Raw genomic sequence first — 16,116 nt, forward strand, 5'->3', positions numbered from 1 at the left:
CCCCTCTGTCCTGCCGGACATCTCCCCCTCAAGGGGGGAGATTGGACGTCATCTCCGCTTTCGCCAATTTTCGACGCCCAACGAAAAGCGCCGATCGAGCGAACTGCCAATCTCCCCCCTTGCGGGGGGTGAGGAGTGGTCCGCGCAGCGGACGGAAAGCCAATTGCTTGGCTTTCCGAACGACGAACGCCCGGAGCGACGGCGAAGGGCCGGGTCCGGCAGGACAGAGGGGGGCGCCGCAGGGTGCCGTCATCTATCGTTGGCATTGTTGCTTACAGCCGTATCGCTCGTATTGCCCGCCCCCGCCTGCGCACACGCCTCCGACCGGGGCCACGTCCTGCTGTTGCCGACCGGCTACTATCTGGTTGGAGGCGCTTTCGCCGTGGCGATCAGCTTCCTCGTCCTGGCGCTGCTGCCGGCGGCTTCGCTTGACCGCTTCTGGCGCCGACGCCTGCCGCTGTTCACCTTCGGCGACAGCGCCCGCGCCGCCATCAGCCTGATATCCTTTGCCGGCTTTGCAATTCTCATCGCCGCCGGCCTTTTCGGCAGCCGCGACCCGCTTTCAAACCCGCTGCCTTTGGTGATCTGGACCCTTTTGTGGGCCGGCGTCACGCTGTTGCAAGGCCTCTTCGGCGATCTCTGGTCATGGCTGAACCCCTGGTATGGACCATGGCGTATCGCCTCGCGCCTGTTCGGGACCGGGACATGGCGCCTGCCCCGATGGGTCGGCTGCTGGCCTGCGGCCATCTTGTTCTTCGCCTTTGCCTGGTTCGAACTCATCGATCCGGCGCCCGACGATCCGGCGCGTCTGGCCGTGGCCGCCGGCCTCTACTGGCTGTTCTCTTTCCTCGCCATACTGGCGTTCGGCTATCGCGGCTGGAGCCGCAGCGGCGAATTCCTGACGGTCTTCTTCTCCATGGTGGCGCGTTTCGCAATTGTGGTACGGAACGAACATGGCCGGCTTGCCCTGTGCTGGCCGGGCGCCAAGCTGCTGGCCGCGGAGCCCTTGCCGGCCAGCGGCATGGCTTTCCTGCTGCTCGCCCTGTCGTCGGTGTCCTTCGACGGCCTGTCGAAAACCTTCTTCTGGCTCGGCCTGTTCGGCATCAACCCGCTCGAATTTCCCGGCCGCACGGCGCTGATCGGCAGCGGCACTTTCGGGCTGATCCTGACATTCGCGCTGCTGGCGGCGGTGTTCCTGCTTGCCGCCTGGCTCGGCCAACGTCTTGCCGGCAGCGATCACATTCTTAACCAGGCGGCCGGTCAGCTGGTGTGGTCGATCGTGCCGATCGCGCTTGCCTATCACATTGCGCATTATCTGACGGCGCTGCTCGTCGACGGCCAATATGCGCTTGCGGCACTTTCCGATCCGTTCGCGATGGGCTGGAACCTGTTCGGCACCGCCGATATGCAGATCGAGGCCGGCATCGTTGCGGGGGCGGACTCTGCGTGGTGGCTGTGGAATATCCAGGCCGGCGCCATCATCCTGGGCCATGTGCTCGCCGTCCTCGTCGCTCACGGCTTCGCCTGGCGCCTGCACCCACAGCCCTCCCGCGCGGCCCTCAGCCAGTTCCCGCTTACCTTGCTGATGATCGCCTACACCGTCTTCGGCCTCTGGTTGCTTGCCACGCCGACTGTCGGATGAGAAAAGGCGACCAGCATGCCTTCGGGGAAAGCCCGCTTGCCACGTCGGGGCTTTGGTGATTTAGTTTGTACACATGCGATTTCGGCCCTCCGATAAGGCGGCCTGCCGCGCTACAGCCATTGGTCAAAACTCAAAAAACAGGGGAACTGCCGTGACTGACAAGAATGGGTTTTTCGATCTCTCCAGATCCACGCTCACCCGCCGCACCGCACTGAAAGGTCTGGCCGCAGGCGCCGGCCTCGGCCTTGCCCCTGGCTTCGTCCGCTATTCCCAGGCGCAGAGTTCGGCGCCGATCAAGATCGGCTTCCAGTCGCACCGCACCGGCATCGGCGCTGCCTATGGCCGCTGGTACGAAAAGACCACGGCTGCCGCGGTCAAGGCGATCAATGCCGCCGGCGGCATCAATGCCCGTCAGGTCGAGGTGATCATCGAGGATGACGGCACCGATCCCGGCCGTGGCGCCGAGGTGGTCGGCAAGTTCGCCACCCAGCACAAAACCGACATCGTCTTCGGCACGCTGTTCTCGCATGTCGTCATCGGCTCGGCGCCCGCCGCCGGCGAAAACAAGATGCCCTATTTCGTCGTCAGCGAAGGCCATCACGTCGCCTCGACCAAGCTGAACCGCTATGTCTTCCAGCCCGGCATCACCGACGTGAAGAGTCAGATCCAGTCGATGGCGCCGTGGATCGCGGCTAACGCCGGCAAGAAGGTGACGCAGATCTTCCCGGATTTCGCCTTCGGCTACGACCACCGCGACTACCTGCCGCCGGCGCTGAAGGCGCAAGGCGGCGAGGTCATCGCGCAGATCGCCATCCCGCCGACGGAATCGTCCTTCACCAAGTATTTTCCGCAGATCCCGGCCGAGACCGAGGTGATCTACCACGTCATGGTCGGCCCGGCCGTGCTCACCTTCGTCAAGGAGCTTGGTGAGTTTTACGGCTCCAACCGGCCGCAATTGTTCGGCTTCATCGATTCGCTCGAAGCCACCGACATCAACAGCCCCGGCCTCGAATTCCTCGATGGCAGCCATTTCTGGGAAGGCTCGCCGCGCTATGCGCAGGCCGATGATTCCGAGGCGCAGAAGGCCTATCGCGCTGCTGTCGGCATCGACGACAATGGCGCCGCCGTCGGCGACCCCAAGGACGTCTCCACCGCAGCCCACATGTTCGGCTGCTGGGAAACGCTCTACGTCGTCAAGAAGGCGATGGAGGACGCCGGCTACAAGGGACCGGAAGACCGCGCCAAGCTGATCGAGGCGACCGAGGCGCTGACCGAATTCGCCGAAGGTCCGGAACATCCGCAGGGACCGAAGACCTTCAACGGCAAGATCCACCAGTGCTTTGGCATCCAGAACATCTCCAAGATCGAAGGCGGCAAGCTCAAGGTCGTGCACAAGACCAAGATCGAGGACGGACTTTACGAGGCCGAAGGGGATTACACGACGCAGGCGCTGTAGGTTTAGCTGCGCCAATCAGCGTGAGCGCCAAGCCGCCCCCCTCTGTCCTGCCGGACATCTCCCCCTCATGGGGGGAGATTGGCAGTTTTGACGTTTCGCCCGGTCTTGCTACGGCAGAGATTGGCGAAAACCGCGATGTCAGCCGATCTCCCCCCTTGAGGGGGAGATGCCCGGCAGGGCAGAGGGGGGTGCCTCGCGCATCCGCTGGTGTCTAGCCGATGCACTTCGGACCCCACCTCCTCCTCGCCGCCCTCGAAGGCCTCGTCACCTCAGCCGTGCTGGCGCTGACCGCGCTCGGCCTGTCCTTGGTGTTCGGCGTCATGCGGGTGGTCAATGTCGCGCATGGCGAGTTCTTCATGCTGGGCGCCGTGCTCGCCTGGGCGATCACCACAGCCATTGGCGGCCATCCCGCGCTCGGCTTCCTGGCCGCACTTGTGATTGCGCCGCTGATCGTCGGCGCCATTGCGCTGGTCGCCGAACGGCTGGTGCTGCGCCGGCTCAACTACAATCCGGAAGCCACCATCGTCGCCACCATCGGCATGCTCTACATCATCCAGCAGCTGGCGCTGACCTTCTACGGTCCGGAGGCGCGACCGGTGGAGCCGCCGTTCAGCTACCGCATCCTTTTGCCGTGGTTCGGCTACTCCGGCTACAAACTGTCTGTCATCGCCGCCTCCGCGCTGCTGCTCACCGCGACATGGCTGGTGCTGACGCGCACCAGGATCGGCCTCGTCATGCGCGCCACGCAGTATGACAGCGAGACGGCGCAGGCCTTCGGCATTCCCGTCGGCCGCGTCTATGGCGGCGTCTTCGCGCTTGGCGCCATGCTGGCGGCCATTGCCGCGGTGCTGATCGTGCCGATCAGCCAGGCGCATTACCTGATGGGGCAGGACCCGCTGCTGCTCTCCTTCATCGTCGTCATCATCGGCGGCCTCGGCTCGCTGCGCGGCACGGTCGTCGCCGCCGTGCTGATCGGTCTCTCCGACGGCATCATCTCGATGTTCTTCTCGCCGACGCTGGCCAAGATCATCGCCACGCTGCTGGTCGCCATGGTGCTGGTGTTCCGTCCGCAAGGCTTGTTCGGGACGAGGTCGCGATGAGCGAAGCTTCGCCGGTAAAAGCCTATGCCCTGCATCTCGGCGTCGTCGGGCTGCTTTTCGTGCTGAGCTTCCTTCTGCCGGAATACTATCACGGCCTGCTCGCCCGCATCATGGTGCTGGCGGTGTTCGCCATGGGCTACAACATGCTGTTCGGCTATGTCGGCCTGCTCAGCCTCGGCCATGCCATGTTCTTTGCCGCCGGGCTCTATGGCGCCGGCCTTGCCGTCATCCAGCTCGGCTGGAGCGTACCAGCGGCGTTCGCCGCCGGGCTTGCCTGTGGTGTTGTTGTGTCACTCGTGATCGGCCTGCTGGCGCTGCGCACCACGGGCGTCGCCTTCATGATCGTCACCATGATGTTCGCGCAAGTGTTCTACCTCCTCATCCTCTACTTCGCGACGTGGACCGGCGGCGACCAGGGCATGGTCGTGCCGCAGCCGGCCCGTGTGCTCAGCTTCGGCGCGACATCGCTCGAGCTCACCAATCCGACCGTTCGCTACATGACAGCGCTGGCGCTGTTTTCCATCGTGCTGCTCGTCACATTGGGCATCGTCCGCTCCCGCTATGGCCGCGTGCTGGTCGCCATCCGCGAAAATGAGGAGCGCACGAAGATGCTCGGATACGACACGTTTTCGAACAAGCTCGCCGCCGTCGTCATCTCCGGCATCATCTGCGCGGCCTCGGGTGCCGCCTATGCGCTGCTGTTCGGCTATGTCGGATCGAGCTTCGCGTCGGTGCAATATTCGATCCTGCCGCTGCTGTGGGTGCTGCTGGGCGGTGCTGCAACAACGCTCGGGCCGCTGATCGGCACGCTGTTCATGTACTATGTCATCGATATCACCAGCGGCTACACCTCCGCCTATCTGCTGATCGTCGGCATCGCGCTGATCCTGCTTGTGCTGTTCTTCCCCAAAGGCATTCTGGGCAGCATTAGGCAGCGCTGGCTCGGGTGGCTGCCATGATGCCGCTTTTGACCACCAAGGGCCTTTCTCGCGACTTCGGCGGCCTGCGTGCCGTCGACCGTGTGGATTTCTCCTTGATGCCGGGCGAAATCCGCGCCGTGATCGGCCCCAATGGAGCGGGAAAGACCACCTTCGTCAGCCTGGTCAGCGGCCGCATCCAGCCGTCTGCCGGCATGATCGTCTTCGACGGCGCCGACATCACCAATCTGCCTGCCTATGTCAGGGTCCGCAGGGGGATCGCCTACACCTTCCAGCTCACCAGCGTCTATGCCAACCTGTCCGTCTACGCCAACGTCGCGCTGCCCGCGCAACTGACGCTGCGGCATGGCAGCCATTCCAGGAGCGCGATACAGGCCGCTGTCATGACCGCACTCGAACGCACCGGCCTGGCCGATCGCGCCCACATGCCGGCCGGGCAGTTGTCCTACGGCCATCAGCGCCTGCTGGAAGTGGCGATGGGCCTGGCGCTGAAGCCGCGCCTGCTGATCCTCGACGAGCCGACGCAAGGGCTGGCCGACAGCGAGATCGACAATTTCGTCACCCTGGTGCGCGAGATCGCCAAGAACGCCACCGTGCTTCTGATCGAGCACAACATGCCGGTCGTCATGCAGCTGGCCGACCGCATCACGGTCTTCAATGCCGGCAAGATCCTCGCCGAAGGCACGCCCGAAGCGATCCGCGAAAACGCGGCGGTGCAGGAAGCCTATCTGGGGACCGCCCCATGACCGAGACAAACAAGGCCGAGCCGAAGTCTCAAGCGCTCACCATCTCGAGGCTCGACTGCTTCTATGGCGAGGTCCAGGTGCTCTATGGCCTCGACCTGGTGCTGAACAAAGGCGAGGTGCTGTGCCTGTTCGGCCGCAATGGCGCCGGCAAGACGACGACACTCAAGGCCATCATGGGGCTGGTCCCCTCGAGCGCCGGCTCGATCAGACTCGATGGCAAGGAGTTGACCGGCCTGCCGGCGCATGAGGTGCCCAAGGCCGGCGTCGCCTATGTGCCGCAGGGAAGGCGACTGTTCGCCGAAATGACGGTGGCGGAAAACATCGAGATCGGCCTGATGGCGCGCGGCAAAGGCAAGGCGACGCGTGAAAACGTGCTCGACCTCTTTCCATTGCTGCGCCAGCGGCTGCGGCAGCGTTCCGGCACACTGTCCGGCGGCGAACAGCAGATGCTGGCGATGGCGCGTGCACTCTGCCTCGAACCGCAGGTGCTATTGCTCGACGAGCCGACCGAAGGGCTGATGCCGTCGATGATCGCCAAGATCCGCGAGACGGTGTCGACGCTGCGTGACATGGGCGTGTCGACCATCCTGGTCGAACAACGGGTCGATGCAGTGCTTTCTGTCGCCGACCGCGTTGCCTTCGTCGAAAACGGCCGCAACCGCGAGACAGTCGATGTCCAAGAACTGCGCGCCGATCCGTCAGCGGTGCGCCGTTATGTCGGCGTGGGTTGATCAGCCGAAGAACAGAAAACCCGCTACCAAAAATGTCGGGATCAGCACCAGGCCCGACCATGCCATATAGCCGAAAAAGCCCGGCATCTTCACGCCGCGATGTCGGGCGATGGCGTAGACCATGAAATTCGGCGCATTGCCGATATAGGTGTTGGCGCCCATGAACACCGCGCCGGCCGAGATCGCGGCAAGCGTCGAAGCGAACTCCGTCATCAGGTGCCGGGGGTCACCGCCGGCAAGCTCGAAGAACACCAGATAAGTCGGCGCATTGTCGAGGAAGGATGACAGCGCCCCGGTCAGCCAGAAATAGGCGAGATCGTTGGGCTGGCCGGAGGAAGAACTCACAAGCGACACCAGCGGCGCCAGCGCACCCTCATGGCCTGCCCTGAGGATGGCGATGACCGGCACGATGCAGATGAAGATGCCGGCAAACAATTTGGCCACCTCTGCTATCGGACCCCAGTTGAAGCCATTGGCCTCGCGGTATTCCTTGCGCGAAATGACAAGCGAAACGAGGGCGAGCGCCAGGATCATGGCGTCGCGCACCAGATTCTGCAGTTCCAGGCTGACGCCGAACACGGAGAAGCTGACGCCCGGCTTCCAAGCCGCCGATAGCAGGATGGCGCCGATCACCCCCGCCAGCAGCGGAAGGTTGGCCAGGCCGCGCAGGCGCACCTTGGTATCCGGTGTCGGGTCCTTGATCTTCGGCGCGCCAGCCTCGCGCCGGTGCAGGATGATGTCGATCACCAGAAAAACGCCCAGCACGACACCGCCGACGAACAGCGTCTCGCGCCAGAGGTTCGTCGTCGTCCAGAAGAAGTCGACGCCGCGCAGGAAGCCGACGAACAGCGGCGGATCGCCAAGCGGCGTCAGCGAGCCGCCGATGTTGGACACCAGGAAGATGAAGAAGATGACGACATGGGCGTTGAACGGCCTGTTATCGTTGGCGCGGATGATCGGCCGGATCAGGATCATCGAGGCACCGGTCGTGCCGATCACCGAGGCCAGCAGCGCGCCGACCAGCAGCAGGCCGGCATTCACCAGCGGCGTACCGTGAATGTTGCCGGCAAGGAGGATGCCGCCGGAAATGGTGAACAGCGCAAACAGCAGGATGATGAACGACATGTATTCGGTGAGCAACGCATGCAGTACCGCTTCGGTCGCCGTGGGGACACCGAAGGCAACCGCCAGCGGCAGGATCACCAGAGCGCCCCAAAGGGCCGCGATCTTGCCGTAGTGATGCTCCCAGACATGAAGAAACAGCAGCGGACCAGTGGCGATCGACAACAGCAGCCCGGCAAAGGGCAGCGCCCACCACAGCGACATCGAAGCGCCGGGCAGGCCGTGTTCCTCCGCCCCGAAAGCCTGTGCCGGAAACAGCACGGCCACGACGATTGCCGCTTTCGTCGCGACCCACAAAAAGCCCCTCTTGTGCCTCACGATCCGTCAGTCCGACAAAGGGTCTTCGAGCCTCACGCCGGCGTCGCGCATGCGCTGCAGCATGGCATTGAGCGAACCGTTGAGATCGATGCCGCGGCAGGCATCCAGCCGCACTGTGGTTTTGAAGCCCTGGCTGACGGCATCCAGCGCCGAAAAGCCGACGCAGAAATCGGTCGCCAGCCCGACCAGGGTCAGCGTGTCGATGCCGCGCTCCCGGAGGTAGCCGGCAAGGCCGGTCTGGGTCGTGCGGTCGTTCTCGAAGAAGGCCGAGTAGCTGTCGATATCAGGCCGAAATCCCTTGCGAATGACGAGCTCGGCCTTGGTCCAGGCGAGGCCGGAATGGAAATCCGAGCCCAGGCTGCCCTGGATGCAGTGGTCCGGCCACAGCGTCTGCTGGCCGTACGGCATTTCGATCATGGTGAAGGGCTGCGCGCCCGGATGGCTGGAAGCAAAGCTGGAGTGACCGGCGGGATGCCAGTCCTGCGTCAGCACGACATGGTCGGTTCGCCGGATCAGGTCGTTGACCAGCGGCACGATCTCGTCGCCGCCGGCAACCGCCAGCGCGCCGCCGGGACAAAAATCGTTCTGCAGGTCGATGACGACAAGCGCTTCGTCGGCCATGGGCTTTCCTCTTCCGTATGCAGGCTCCAGTGGAAAATGCCGCTGACGCGACCGGACGCAGAAACTTGACCAGATGGCCGGCCGCGTCAACCTCTCAAGCCATAACAAATGCGTGCCGGCGGCGCCGCGGCAAACTCCGGCTTTGACAAATCCTGCCAGCTTGATATCATTTGCATACGAATGAATTTTCCGACCCCTGTGCTGGAAGGATCTTTCGAAGTACCAGCTCTGGAAGGCCTCTTTTCGGGAAGGCAAAGCGTGATCCGTTACGCGAAACCCACCTCGGTCGACGAAGCGCTCGCTTTGCTTGGCGAGGGCGCCTGGCGCATCCTTGCCGGCGGCACCGATTTCTATCCGGCACAGGGCAGCAAACCGATCCGCGACAATGTTCTCGACATTAACGGCCTGGCGGCGCTGTGCGGCATTGCCGAGACGAGCGACCATTTCGTCATCGGCGCGCGCACGACCTGGACCGACATCGTCCGCCATCCCTTGCCGCCGGCCTTCGAGGCTCTGAAGCAGGCGGCGCGAGAGGTCGGCTCGGCGCAGATCCAGAACGTCGCCTCGGTCGCCGGCAATCTCTGCAACGCCTCGCCTGCCGCCGACGGCGTGCCGGCCCTGCTCGTCCTCGATGCCGAGGTCGAGCTGCGCTCGGTGGCAGCGACGCGGCACCTGCCGTTGCAGGACTTCATTCTCGGCAACCGCCGCACGGCTCTGCTGCCCGGTGAGATGGTCACGGCGATCCGCGTGCCGAAGCCCAGCGGCACGTCGGCTTTCGTCAAGCTCGGCGCCCGGCGCTACCTCGTCATTTCCATCGCCATGGTGGCAGCACGTCTGGCCGTCGACAATGGCACCGTCCGGCAAGCGGCGGTCGCGGCCGGCTCCTGTTCGGTGGTGGCCAAGCGGCTGGCCGGCGTCGAAGCCGCGTTGTGCGGGCTGCCGGTGGATGGCGAGCTTGCCGATGCGGTCCTGTCCGCACCGATGAGCGAACTGTCGCCGATCGCCGATGTGCGCGGCAGCGCCGAATACCGGCTCGATGCAGTGCGCGAGATTGTTGCCCGCGCCGTGCTTGCGGCTGTGGGGCGGACGACTGGCGAAGAGGTGGCGGCATGAGCCAGGTTCAACCTGACGTGCGTGAAGCAGTGCCCGACCTGGGCGCCGTCCGGCCTGCTCGCGGCCCGGAGCGCGTTGACATCGCCTTCGAGGTCAATGGCAGCGCCGTATCGGTCAATGTGCCGCCGCTGCGCCGGCTGTCCCTGGTGCTGCGCGACGAACTGGGGCTGACCGGCACCAAGGTCGGCTGCGATGCCGGCGATTGCGGCGCCTGTACGGTGCTGGTCGACGGCGATCCCGTCTGCGCCTGCCTGATGTCGGCGGCGTCCGCTGCCGGCGCATCGGTGACGACCGTGGAAGGGCTTGCCAACGGCCGGCTGTCGGCGTTGCAGGCCTCTTTCCTCGCCCATGGCGCTGCGCAGTGCGGGATCTGCACGCCGGCGCTGCTGGTCGCGGCGACGGCGTTGCTGGAGAAGAAGGCGAGCCCCACCGAGGTCGAGGTACAGGACGCGCTCGGCGGAATTCTGTGCCGCTGCACCGGCTACCGGAAGATCATTGCCGCAGTGATGGATGCCTCCCTGCAGGCAGCAAGCCTGGATTTCCGCTTGCCCCGGTCAGGCCACGCGATCGGTTCCTCGCCCATCCGGCTCGACGGCGTGCCGAAGGTCACCGGGGCTGAGAAATTCGGCGGCGATTCTTTCCCCGCCGATGCGCTGGCCGTGCTGGTGGTCCGCTCTCCGCATTACCACGCCAGCTTCGCCTTCGGTGACCTCGATGGCTGGGCGAAGGCACATCCCGGTGTCGCCGGCGTCTTCACCGCCGCCGACATTCCGGGAAAAAACTGTTTCGGCGTCATCGGCCCCTTCGCCGACCAGCCGGCACTGGCCGAAGGGTTCGCCCGCCTTCGCGGTGAGGCGGTGGCGTTGGTCGCTGGCGAGCGCGAGGCGATGCTCGATATCGACCTCTCGGATTTTCCGATCCGCTGGACCGAATTGCCGCATGTTCTCCAATCCTGCGAAGCGCGCGCCGGCGGTGCCAAGCTCATCCATGAGAACAGACCGGCAAACCTGCTGACCTCCGGCTTCGTCGAACGCGGCGATCCGGAAGGGGCCCTTGCCGGTGCAGCCTTCACGGTTTCCGGCGTCATCGACACCTCCTATGTCGAGCACGCCTATATCGAACCGGAAGCCGGCTATGCCTATGTGGACGGCGACACGCTGGTCGTCGTCGCCTGCACCCAGGCGCCCTATATGGACCGCGACGAGACGGCGAAGGTGCTCGGCCTTGCCGTCGAAAAGGTGCGCATCGTGCCGACCGCGACCGGCGGCGGTTTCGGCTCGAAGCTCGACGTCTCGCTGCAGCCGCTGATCGGCCTTGTGGCGATGAAGACAGGGCGGCCGGCGGCACTTGCCTACACCCGCACCGAATCGATGATGTCGACCACCAAGCGCCATCCGGCCGAGATGAAGGCGACCATCGGCGCCGATGCCGACGGCCTTGTCACCGGCATGATTTTTGAAGGCGATTTCAACACCGGCGCCTATGCAAGCTGGGGCCCTACCGTGGCCAACCGCGTGCCGGTGCACGCCTCCGGACCCTACGCGACGCCGAACTACCGCGCCGAAGGCCGCGCCATCCATACGCATGGGCCGATCTCCGGCGCCTTCCGCGGCTTCGGCGTGCCGCAAGCGACGATCATGCAGGAGACCCTCTACGATGAGCTGGCCGGCAAGCTCGGCATGGACAGGCTCGATTTTCGCTTGAAGAACTGCCTTCGGAACGGCTCCGAAACGGTCACAGGACAGCTTCTGGACTCGGGCGTCGGCATTGCCGAATGCCTCGAATCGCTGCGGCCGCATTGGGCGCGCGCGGCGGCCGATGCGGAGGCATTCAACAGTGCCAACACAGATAGAAAGCGCGGCGTCGGCGTCGCGTCCTGCTGGTATGGCTGCGGCAACACCTCGCTGCCCAATCCGTCGACCATTCGGGCCGGCATCGCGGCCGACGGCACGGTCATCCTGCACCAGGGCGCGGTCGATATCGGCCAGGGTTCGAACACGGTCATCGCCCAGATCTGCGCCGACGCGCTCGGCCTGCCGCTGGAGAGATTCCAGCTGAAGAGCGCCGATACATCAATTACTCCCGATGCCGGCAAGACATCGGCCTCGCGCCAGACCTTCGTCACCGGCAAGGCGGCCGAGAAGGCCAGCCGCGCCTTGCGTGAAAAGATCCTGCGTTTCGCCAATGTTTCGGAAAAAGCCGCTCTCCAACTCGACGGCCCGGCGATCGTCATCCGCGAAGGCGAAGCCACCCGCCGCATTGATCTCACGACGTTGGATCTGGATGCCGAGGGCTTCGTCTTCCGCGCCGAGGAGAGCTACGACCCGCCGACGCTGCCCCTCGATGCCAAGGGCCAGGGCAAACCCTACGCCGTTTACGGCTATGGCGCGCAGATTGCCGAACTGGAGGTCGATCTCAAGCTCGGCACGGTGAAGCTGATCAAGATCACCGCCGCGCATGATGTGGGCAAGGCGATCAACCCGCTGCTGGCCGAAGGCCAGATCGAAGGCGGTATCGCGCAAGGCATCGGCATGGCGCTGATGGAAGAGTACATCCCCGGCCGCACCGAGAATCTGCACGATTATCTCATCCCGACCATTGGCGACGTGCCGCCGATCGAGACCATCCTGATAGAAGTTCCGGATCCGGAAGGACCCTTTGGGGCCAAGGGTTTGGGCGAGCATGTGCTGATCCCGACGGCGCCGGCAATCCTCAACGCCATCCGCCACGCCACCGGCGTTCTGATCACCAAGGTTCCGGCGACGCCGACGCGTATCCGCGCTGGCATCCGCGAAAAAGATGGCATCCGCGAAAAGGAGGCACGCCGATGAGCGAGCTTGCCGAACGCTTCGAGACCCATGATCCCGGCGAGAAGCTGGTTGCGGAGAAGATCCGCTGCGATGCCTGCCCGGTGATGTGCTACATATCAGATGGGCGCACCGGCGCCTGCGACCGCTACGGCAATGTCGGCGGCAGGATCGTGCGGATGGACCCGCTGACCATCCTCGACCATGCGGCCGAGACCGGCGCGGCAATCGTGCCGTTCGTCGCCGAGGGCGAACAATGGGACGGCGAACTGGTCAACACCGGCCGCCGCTTCGTTACCGCAATCGGCGCCGGCACCACCTATCCCGACTACAAGCCGGCGCCGTTCATCGTCAGCCAGGAAGTCGAAGGCGTCGATCTCGTCACCGTCGTCACGGAAGGCATTTTTTCGTACTGCGGCGTCAAGGTGAAGATCGACACCGACCGGCATATCGGACCCGAGACGGCTATTGTGCGATCGCAAGGCGAGGCAATCGGCCATGTCACGACGGGCGAGTATGGCTCGCAGATGCTGTCGCTGGGCGGCGTGCATCATCTGACCGGCGGCTCGAAGGCCGAAGGACGCGCCACCTGCGACGCGCTGCTCAATCTGTGCAACCGCAAGCCGGTGGAACTCGCCATCGACGGCGGCGCCGCCATAACAGTCGAAGCCGGCAAAGCGCCTGTCATCGACGGCAAGCAGGAACATCGCATGCGCGTCGGCTGCGGCTCGGCGACCATCGGCATGTTCGCCACGCAATGGCGCGGCCTTGTCGACGAGGTGGTGGTGGTCGACGACCACATCACCGGCGTCGTTTCCGAGCATCAGGCCGGCAAGGTGCTGGGCTGGCAGGACACAGGGATAAAGATCATCGGCCGCCGTTCGACGCCGGGCCGCTATTTCAAGGTGTCCGAGCCAGGCCTCGGCTGGGGCGGCACCAGCATTTCAGACCCGCTGTCGATCCTTGGCGAGTGGAACGCCAAGAAGGGTGCGCGGCCGGGCCTGTCGCTGCTGATGGTTTCGACCACCGGCGAGCAATTCGCCTATTACGAGCTCGACGACGAGTTGAAGCCGGTGCAAAAACCGTTTCCGGAACGGCTGCAAAAGTCGGTCGGCCTGATCGAGGACAATTGCGAGCCGGCTTTGTGCACGGTGCTGTTCATCGGCGGCGCCGGCGGTTCGCTGCGCGCCGGCGTCACCGAAAACCCGGTCAATCTCACCCGCTCGGTTCAGGGCCTGACCACCTATGTCACGGTCGGCGGCGCGCCGGTCTATGTCTGGCCGGGCGGCGGCATCACGCTGATGGTCGATGTCACACGGGTGCCGGAAGGCGCCTTCGGCTATGTGCCTACACCGGCGCTGGTGGCGCCGATCGAATTCACGCTGCGCCGCGACGACTATGTCAGGCTCGGCGGGTACGAGGCGGAGATCCGCAGCGTCGAGGATATTGTCGCAAAAGGCGGTGAGTACCTGAATCCGCGCCGCGGCACAGGCGCCGAAGCCAACAATCCATGGCCGCCACTCGCGCAGCTACGTCGTGCCGGCTCGAATGGAGCCGGGTGATGCAAGGCCCGCAAGCGCATTGGCTGCAGGAGGGCAAGCGGCTGCATCTCAACCACGGGCCGATCGACCTGATCGTCGAGGTTTTTGGTGAGGCGGATGAATGCCGCCGAGCCTATGAACAGGCCATAGCGCGCTTCCAGACGATCCTGGTGGAGCTGGTCGAGGAACTCCCCGAATTGCGGCTGCCGGCGTTTTTCCTGGCGCCGCGCACCTTCGCCGGCCCGACGGCGCGCCGCATGGAGGCAGCCGTCATGCCCCTGGCGGAATGCTTTATAACTCCGATGGCGGCCGTCGCGGGATCGGTAGCCGACGAAATGCTCGCCGCATTGCTTGCCGGTCGCAAGATCGAGCGCGCCTATGTCAACAATGGCGGCGACTGCGCGCTCCATATCGGCAAGGGCCAGTCGATGGGTCTGGCGGTAGCCGGTACCGGCAGCGGCATGGCCGACCGGATCACGATCCGCGCGGAAGATGGCGTTCGCGGCGTCGCCACCAGCGGTTGGCGTGGCCGCTCCTTCTCGCTTGGCATTGCCGACGCCGTCACCGTTCTGGCGCGGACCGGCGCCGAAGCCGATGCGGCGGCGACGCTCATCGCCAACGCGGTGGACCTGCCCGGCAATCCCGCCATCAAGCGCATTTCCGCACACGAACTGTCGCCCGACAGCGATCTCGGCTCGCGGCTGGTGACGCAAGGCGTCGGCACGCTTGCCTTTGGCGAAGTGGCGCGCGCGCTGGACAATGGCCTTGCCGTCGCCGAAGATTTTCGCCGGCGGGGGCTTATTGCCGGGTCGGCGCTGTTTCTCGGCGGCGAGATCCGCATCAGTGGCTCGGTTGCGCTTGCCGCGCCCAACGAAACTTCGAGGGAGGAAGTTGCCCATGCCTGAGTTTCCGATCCGCAAGATCGCGGTTCTGACCGAAGAGATCTTTCACGAGGGCGGGCCGGTGGCCAAGGTGCCGCGCCGCCGTGCCGCCGCCATGGCGCTGGTAAAGAACCCGTTCGCCGGGCGCTATGTCGAGGAGCTGCAGAGCGCCATGGACGATCTCAAGCCGCTCGGCCTGCTGCTCGCCGACCGGCTGATCGCGGCGCTCGGCGGCGACGTCAAGCAGATCGACGGCTACGGCAAGGGTGCCATTGTCGGCGCGGCGGGTGAGCTGGAACACGGCGCGCTCTGGCATGTGCCCGGCGGCTACGCCATGCGCGAGCGGCTCGGCGACGCCAAGGCGATCGTGCCGTCGGCCAAGAAGGTCGGCGCTTTCGGTTCGAAGCTCGACGTGCCGCTCGGCCACATCAACGCCGCCTATGTGCGCAGCCATTTCGACGCCATGGAAGTCGGCATGTCCGATGGTCCGCGCCCCGACGAGATCCTGTTCTGCCTCGCCATGACTTGTGGCCCGCGCATCCACGATCGCATGGGTGGCCTCGCGGCCGATGACATCAAAGCCTGGGATGGGCTGCGGTGAGCGGCGAGGACAATCTGCTCAAGCTGGTCGAGGTCGAGGCGCCGGACGACCAGGATTACCTCCTGCAGGAGCAGGTCGGCTTCATCCTGCGCAAGGCGCATCAGCGCCATGTCGCGATCTTTGCCGCGCATATCGGCGATCTGACGCCGCCGCAATTCGCGGCGTTGGCCAAGCTGCGTGACGTCGGCGAGACCTCGCAGAACCAGCTCGGCACGCTGATCGCGATGGATGCGGCGACGGTGAAGGGCGTCATCGACCGGCTGAAGGCGCGCGGCCTGGTCGAGCTTTCCAGGCACGAGGTCGACAAAAGACGGCTGCTGGTCAATCTGACCGCGGCAGGCCGCGATGCCATCGAGCGCCTGATCCCGCTGGCGCGCGAGATCACAAAGGAGACGCTGGCGCCGCTCTCGGCCAAGGAGATCGCCACCTTCATGAAGCTGCTGGTGAAGCTGGCTTAGACCCGCCGGGCGCCAAAGGAGGCACCCGGCAGGAAGTTTGC

14 protein-coding genes are annotated in these 16,116 nt (G+C 64.9%); 12 read left to right on the forward strand and 2 right to left on the reverse strand.

Annotated elements, in window-relative coordinates; translation table 11 throughout:
* From LB559_RS18605 to LB559_RS18630, 6 genes are all read left to right on the forward strand, one after another.
* A partial coding sequence (locus LB559_RS18605) for a hypothetical protein (RefSeq protein ID WP_411970084.1) occupies nucleotides 1-1,642 on the forward strand: 1,642 nt, incomplete at its 5' end.
* Between the two features lie 151 nt (nucleotides 1,643-1,793).
* A complete protein-coding gene (locus tag LB559_RS18610; RefSeq protein ID WP_224674695.1) occupies nucleotides 1,794-3,098 on the forward strand; it encodes an ABC transporter substrate-binding protein in 1,305 nt (434 codons plus the stop codon).
* Between the two features lie 218 nt (nucleotides 3,099-3,316).
* Nucleotides 3,317-4,198 (forward strand): branched-chain amino acid ABC transporter permease, encoded by an 882-nt coding sequence (locus tag LB559_RS18615; protein ID WP_013528443.1) that lies wholly within the window; start codon nucleotides 3,317-3,319, stop codon nucleotides 4,196-4,198.
* Complete coding sequence (locus LB559_RS18620) at nucleotides 4,195-5,157, forward strand: branched-chain amino acid ABC transporter permease (protein ID WP_224674696.1); 963 nt, start codon at nucleotides 4,195-4,197, stop codon at nucleotides 5,155-5,157. The genes LB559_RS18615 and LB559_RS18620 overlap by 4 nt, the downstream gene beginning before the upstream one ends.
* Entirely contained in the window at nucleotides 5,154-5,882 is a 729-nt protein-coding gene (locus LB559_RS18625; protein ID WP_024502063.1) for an ABC transporter ATP-binding protein, read from the forward strand. Before LB559_RS18620 ends, LB559_RS18625 begins: the two co-directional genes overlap by 4 nt.
* Entirely contained in the window at nucleotides 5,879-6,613 is a 735-nt protein-coding gene (locus tag LB559_RS18630; RefSeq protein WP_224674697.1) for an ABC transporter ATP-binding protein, read from the forward strand. Before LB559_RS18625 ends, LB559_RS18630 begins: the two co-directional genes overlap by 4 nt.
* On the opposite strand, the gene LB559_RS18635 is transcribed toward LB559_RS18630, so the two are convergent.
* Both LB559_RS18635 and pncA read right to left on the reverse strand, forming a co-directional pair.
* Nucleotides 6,614-8,032 carry a sodium:proton antiporter gene (locus tag LB559_RS18635; protein WP_024502065.1) on the reverse strand — a complete coding sequence of 473 codons (1,419 nt, stop codon included), beginning with the start codon at nucleotides 8,030-8,032 and terminating at the stop codon, nucleotides 6,614-6,616.
* 27 nt (nucleotides 8,033-8,059) lie between these two features.
* On the reverse strand, nucleotides 8,060-8,674 hold the full coding sequence (gene pncA / locus LB559_RS18640) for a bifunctional nicotinamidase/pyrazinamidase (protein ID WP_013528448.1): 615 nt from the start codon (nucleotides 8,672-8,674) through the stop codon (nucleotides 8,060-8,062).
* A gap of 258 nt (nucleotides 8,675-8,932) precedes the next feature.
* Here pncA and LB559_RS18645 point away from each other — a divergent pair, with 258 nt between their 5' ends.
* The 6 genes from LB559_RS18645 to LB559_RS18670 are packed head-to-tail and all read left to right on the forward strand — an operon-like array spanning nucleotide 8,933 to nucleotide 16,075.
* Entirely contained in the window at nucleotides 8,933-9,787 is an 855-nt protein-coding gene (locus LB559_RS18645; RefSeq protein WP_027161092.1) for an FAD binding domain-containing protein, read from the forward strand.
* On the forward strand, nucleotides 9,784-12,618 hold the full coding sequence (locus LB559_RS18650; RefSeq protein ID WP_224674698.1) for a molybdopterin-dependent oxidoreductase: 2,835 nt from the start codon (nucleotides 9,784-9,786) through the stop codon (nucleotides 12,616-12,618). The genes LB559_RS18645 and LB559_RS18650 overlap by 4 nt, the downstream gene beginning before the upstream one ends.
* Nucleotides 12,615-14,156, forward strand: a complete 1,542-nt coding sequence (locus tag LB559_RS18655; RefSeq protein ID WP_224674699.1) for a 6-hydroxynicotinate reductase — start codon at nucleotides 12,615-12,617, stop codon at nucleotides 14,154-14,156. The genes LB559_RS18650 and LB559_RS18655 overlap by 4 nt, the downstream gene beginning before the upstream one ends.
* Nucleotides 14,156-15,040, forward strand: a complete 885-nt coding sequence (locus LB559_RS18660; protein ID WP_224674700.1) for a UPF0280 family protein — start codon at nucleotides 14,156-14,158, stop codon at nucleotides 15,038-15,040. The genes LB559_RS18655 and LB559_RS18660 overlap by 1 nt, the downstream gene beginning before the upstream one ends.
* Nucleotides 15,033-15,617 carry an amino acid synthesis family protein gene (locus LB559_RS18665; protein ID WP_224674701.1) on the forward strand — a complete coding sequence of 195 codons (585 nt, stop codon included), beginning with the start codon at nucleotides 15,033-15,035 and terminating at the stop codon, nucleotides 15,615-15,617. Before LB559_RS18660 ends, LB559_RS18665 begins: the two co-directional genes overlap by 8 nt.
* Nucleotides 15,614-16,075 carry a MarR family winged helix-turn-helix transcriptional regulator gene (locus LB559_RS18670; RefSeq protein WP_013528454.1) on the forward strand — a complete coding sequence of 154 codons (462 nt, stop codon included), beginning with the start codon at nucleotides 15,614-15,616 and terminating at the stop codon, nucleotides 16,073-16,075. The genes LB559_RS18665 and LB559_RS18670 overlap by 4 nt, the downstream gene beginning before the upstream one ends.
* The last annotated feature ends 41 nt before the right edge of the window (nucleotides 16,076-16,116 follow it).

The organism is Mesorhizobium sp. BR1-1-3, assembly GCF_020165455.1.
In the GTDB taxonomy this organism is placed as follows: Bacteria; Pseudomonadota; Alphaproteobacteria; order Rhizobiales; family Rhizobiaceae; genus Mesorhizobium; species Mesorhizobium ciceri.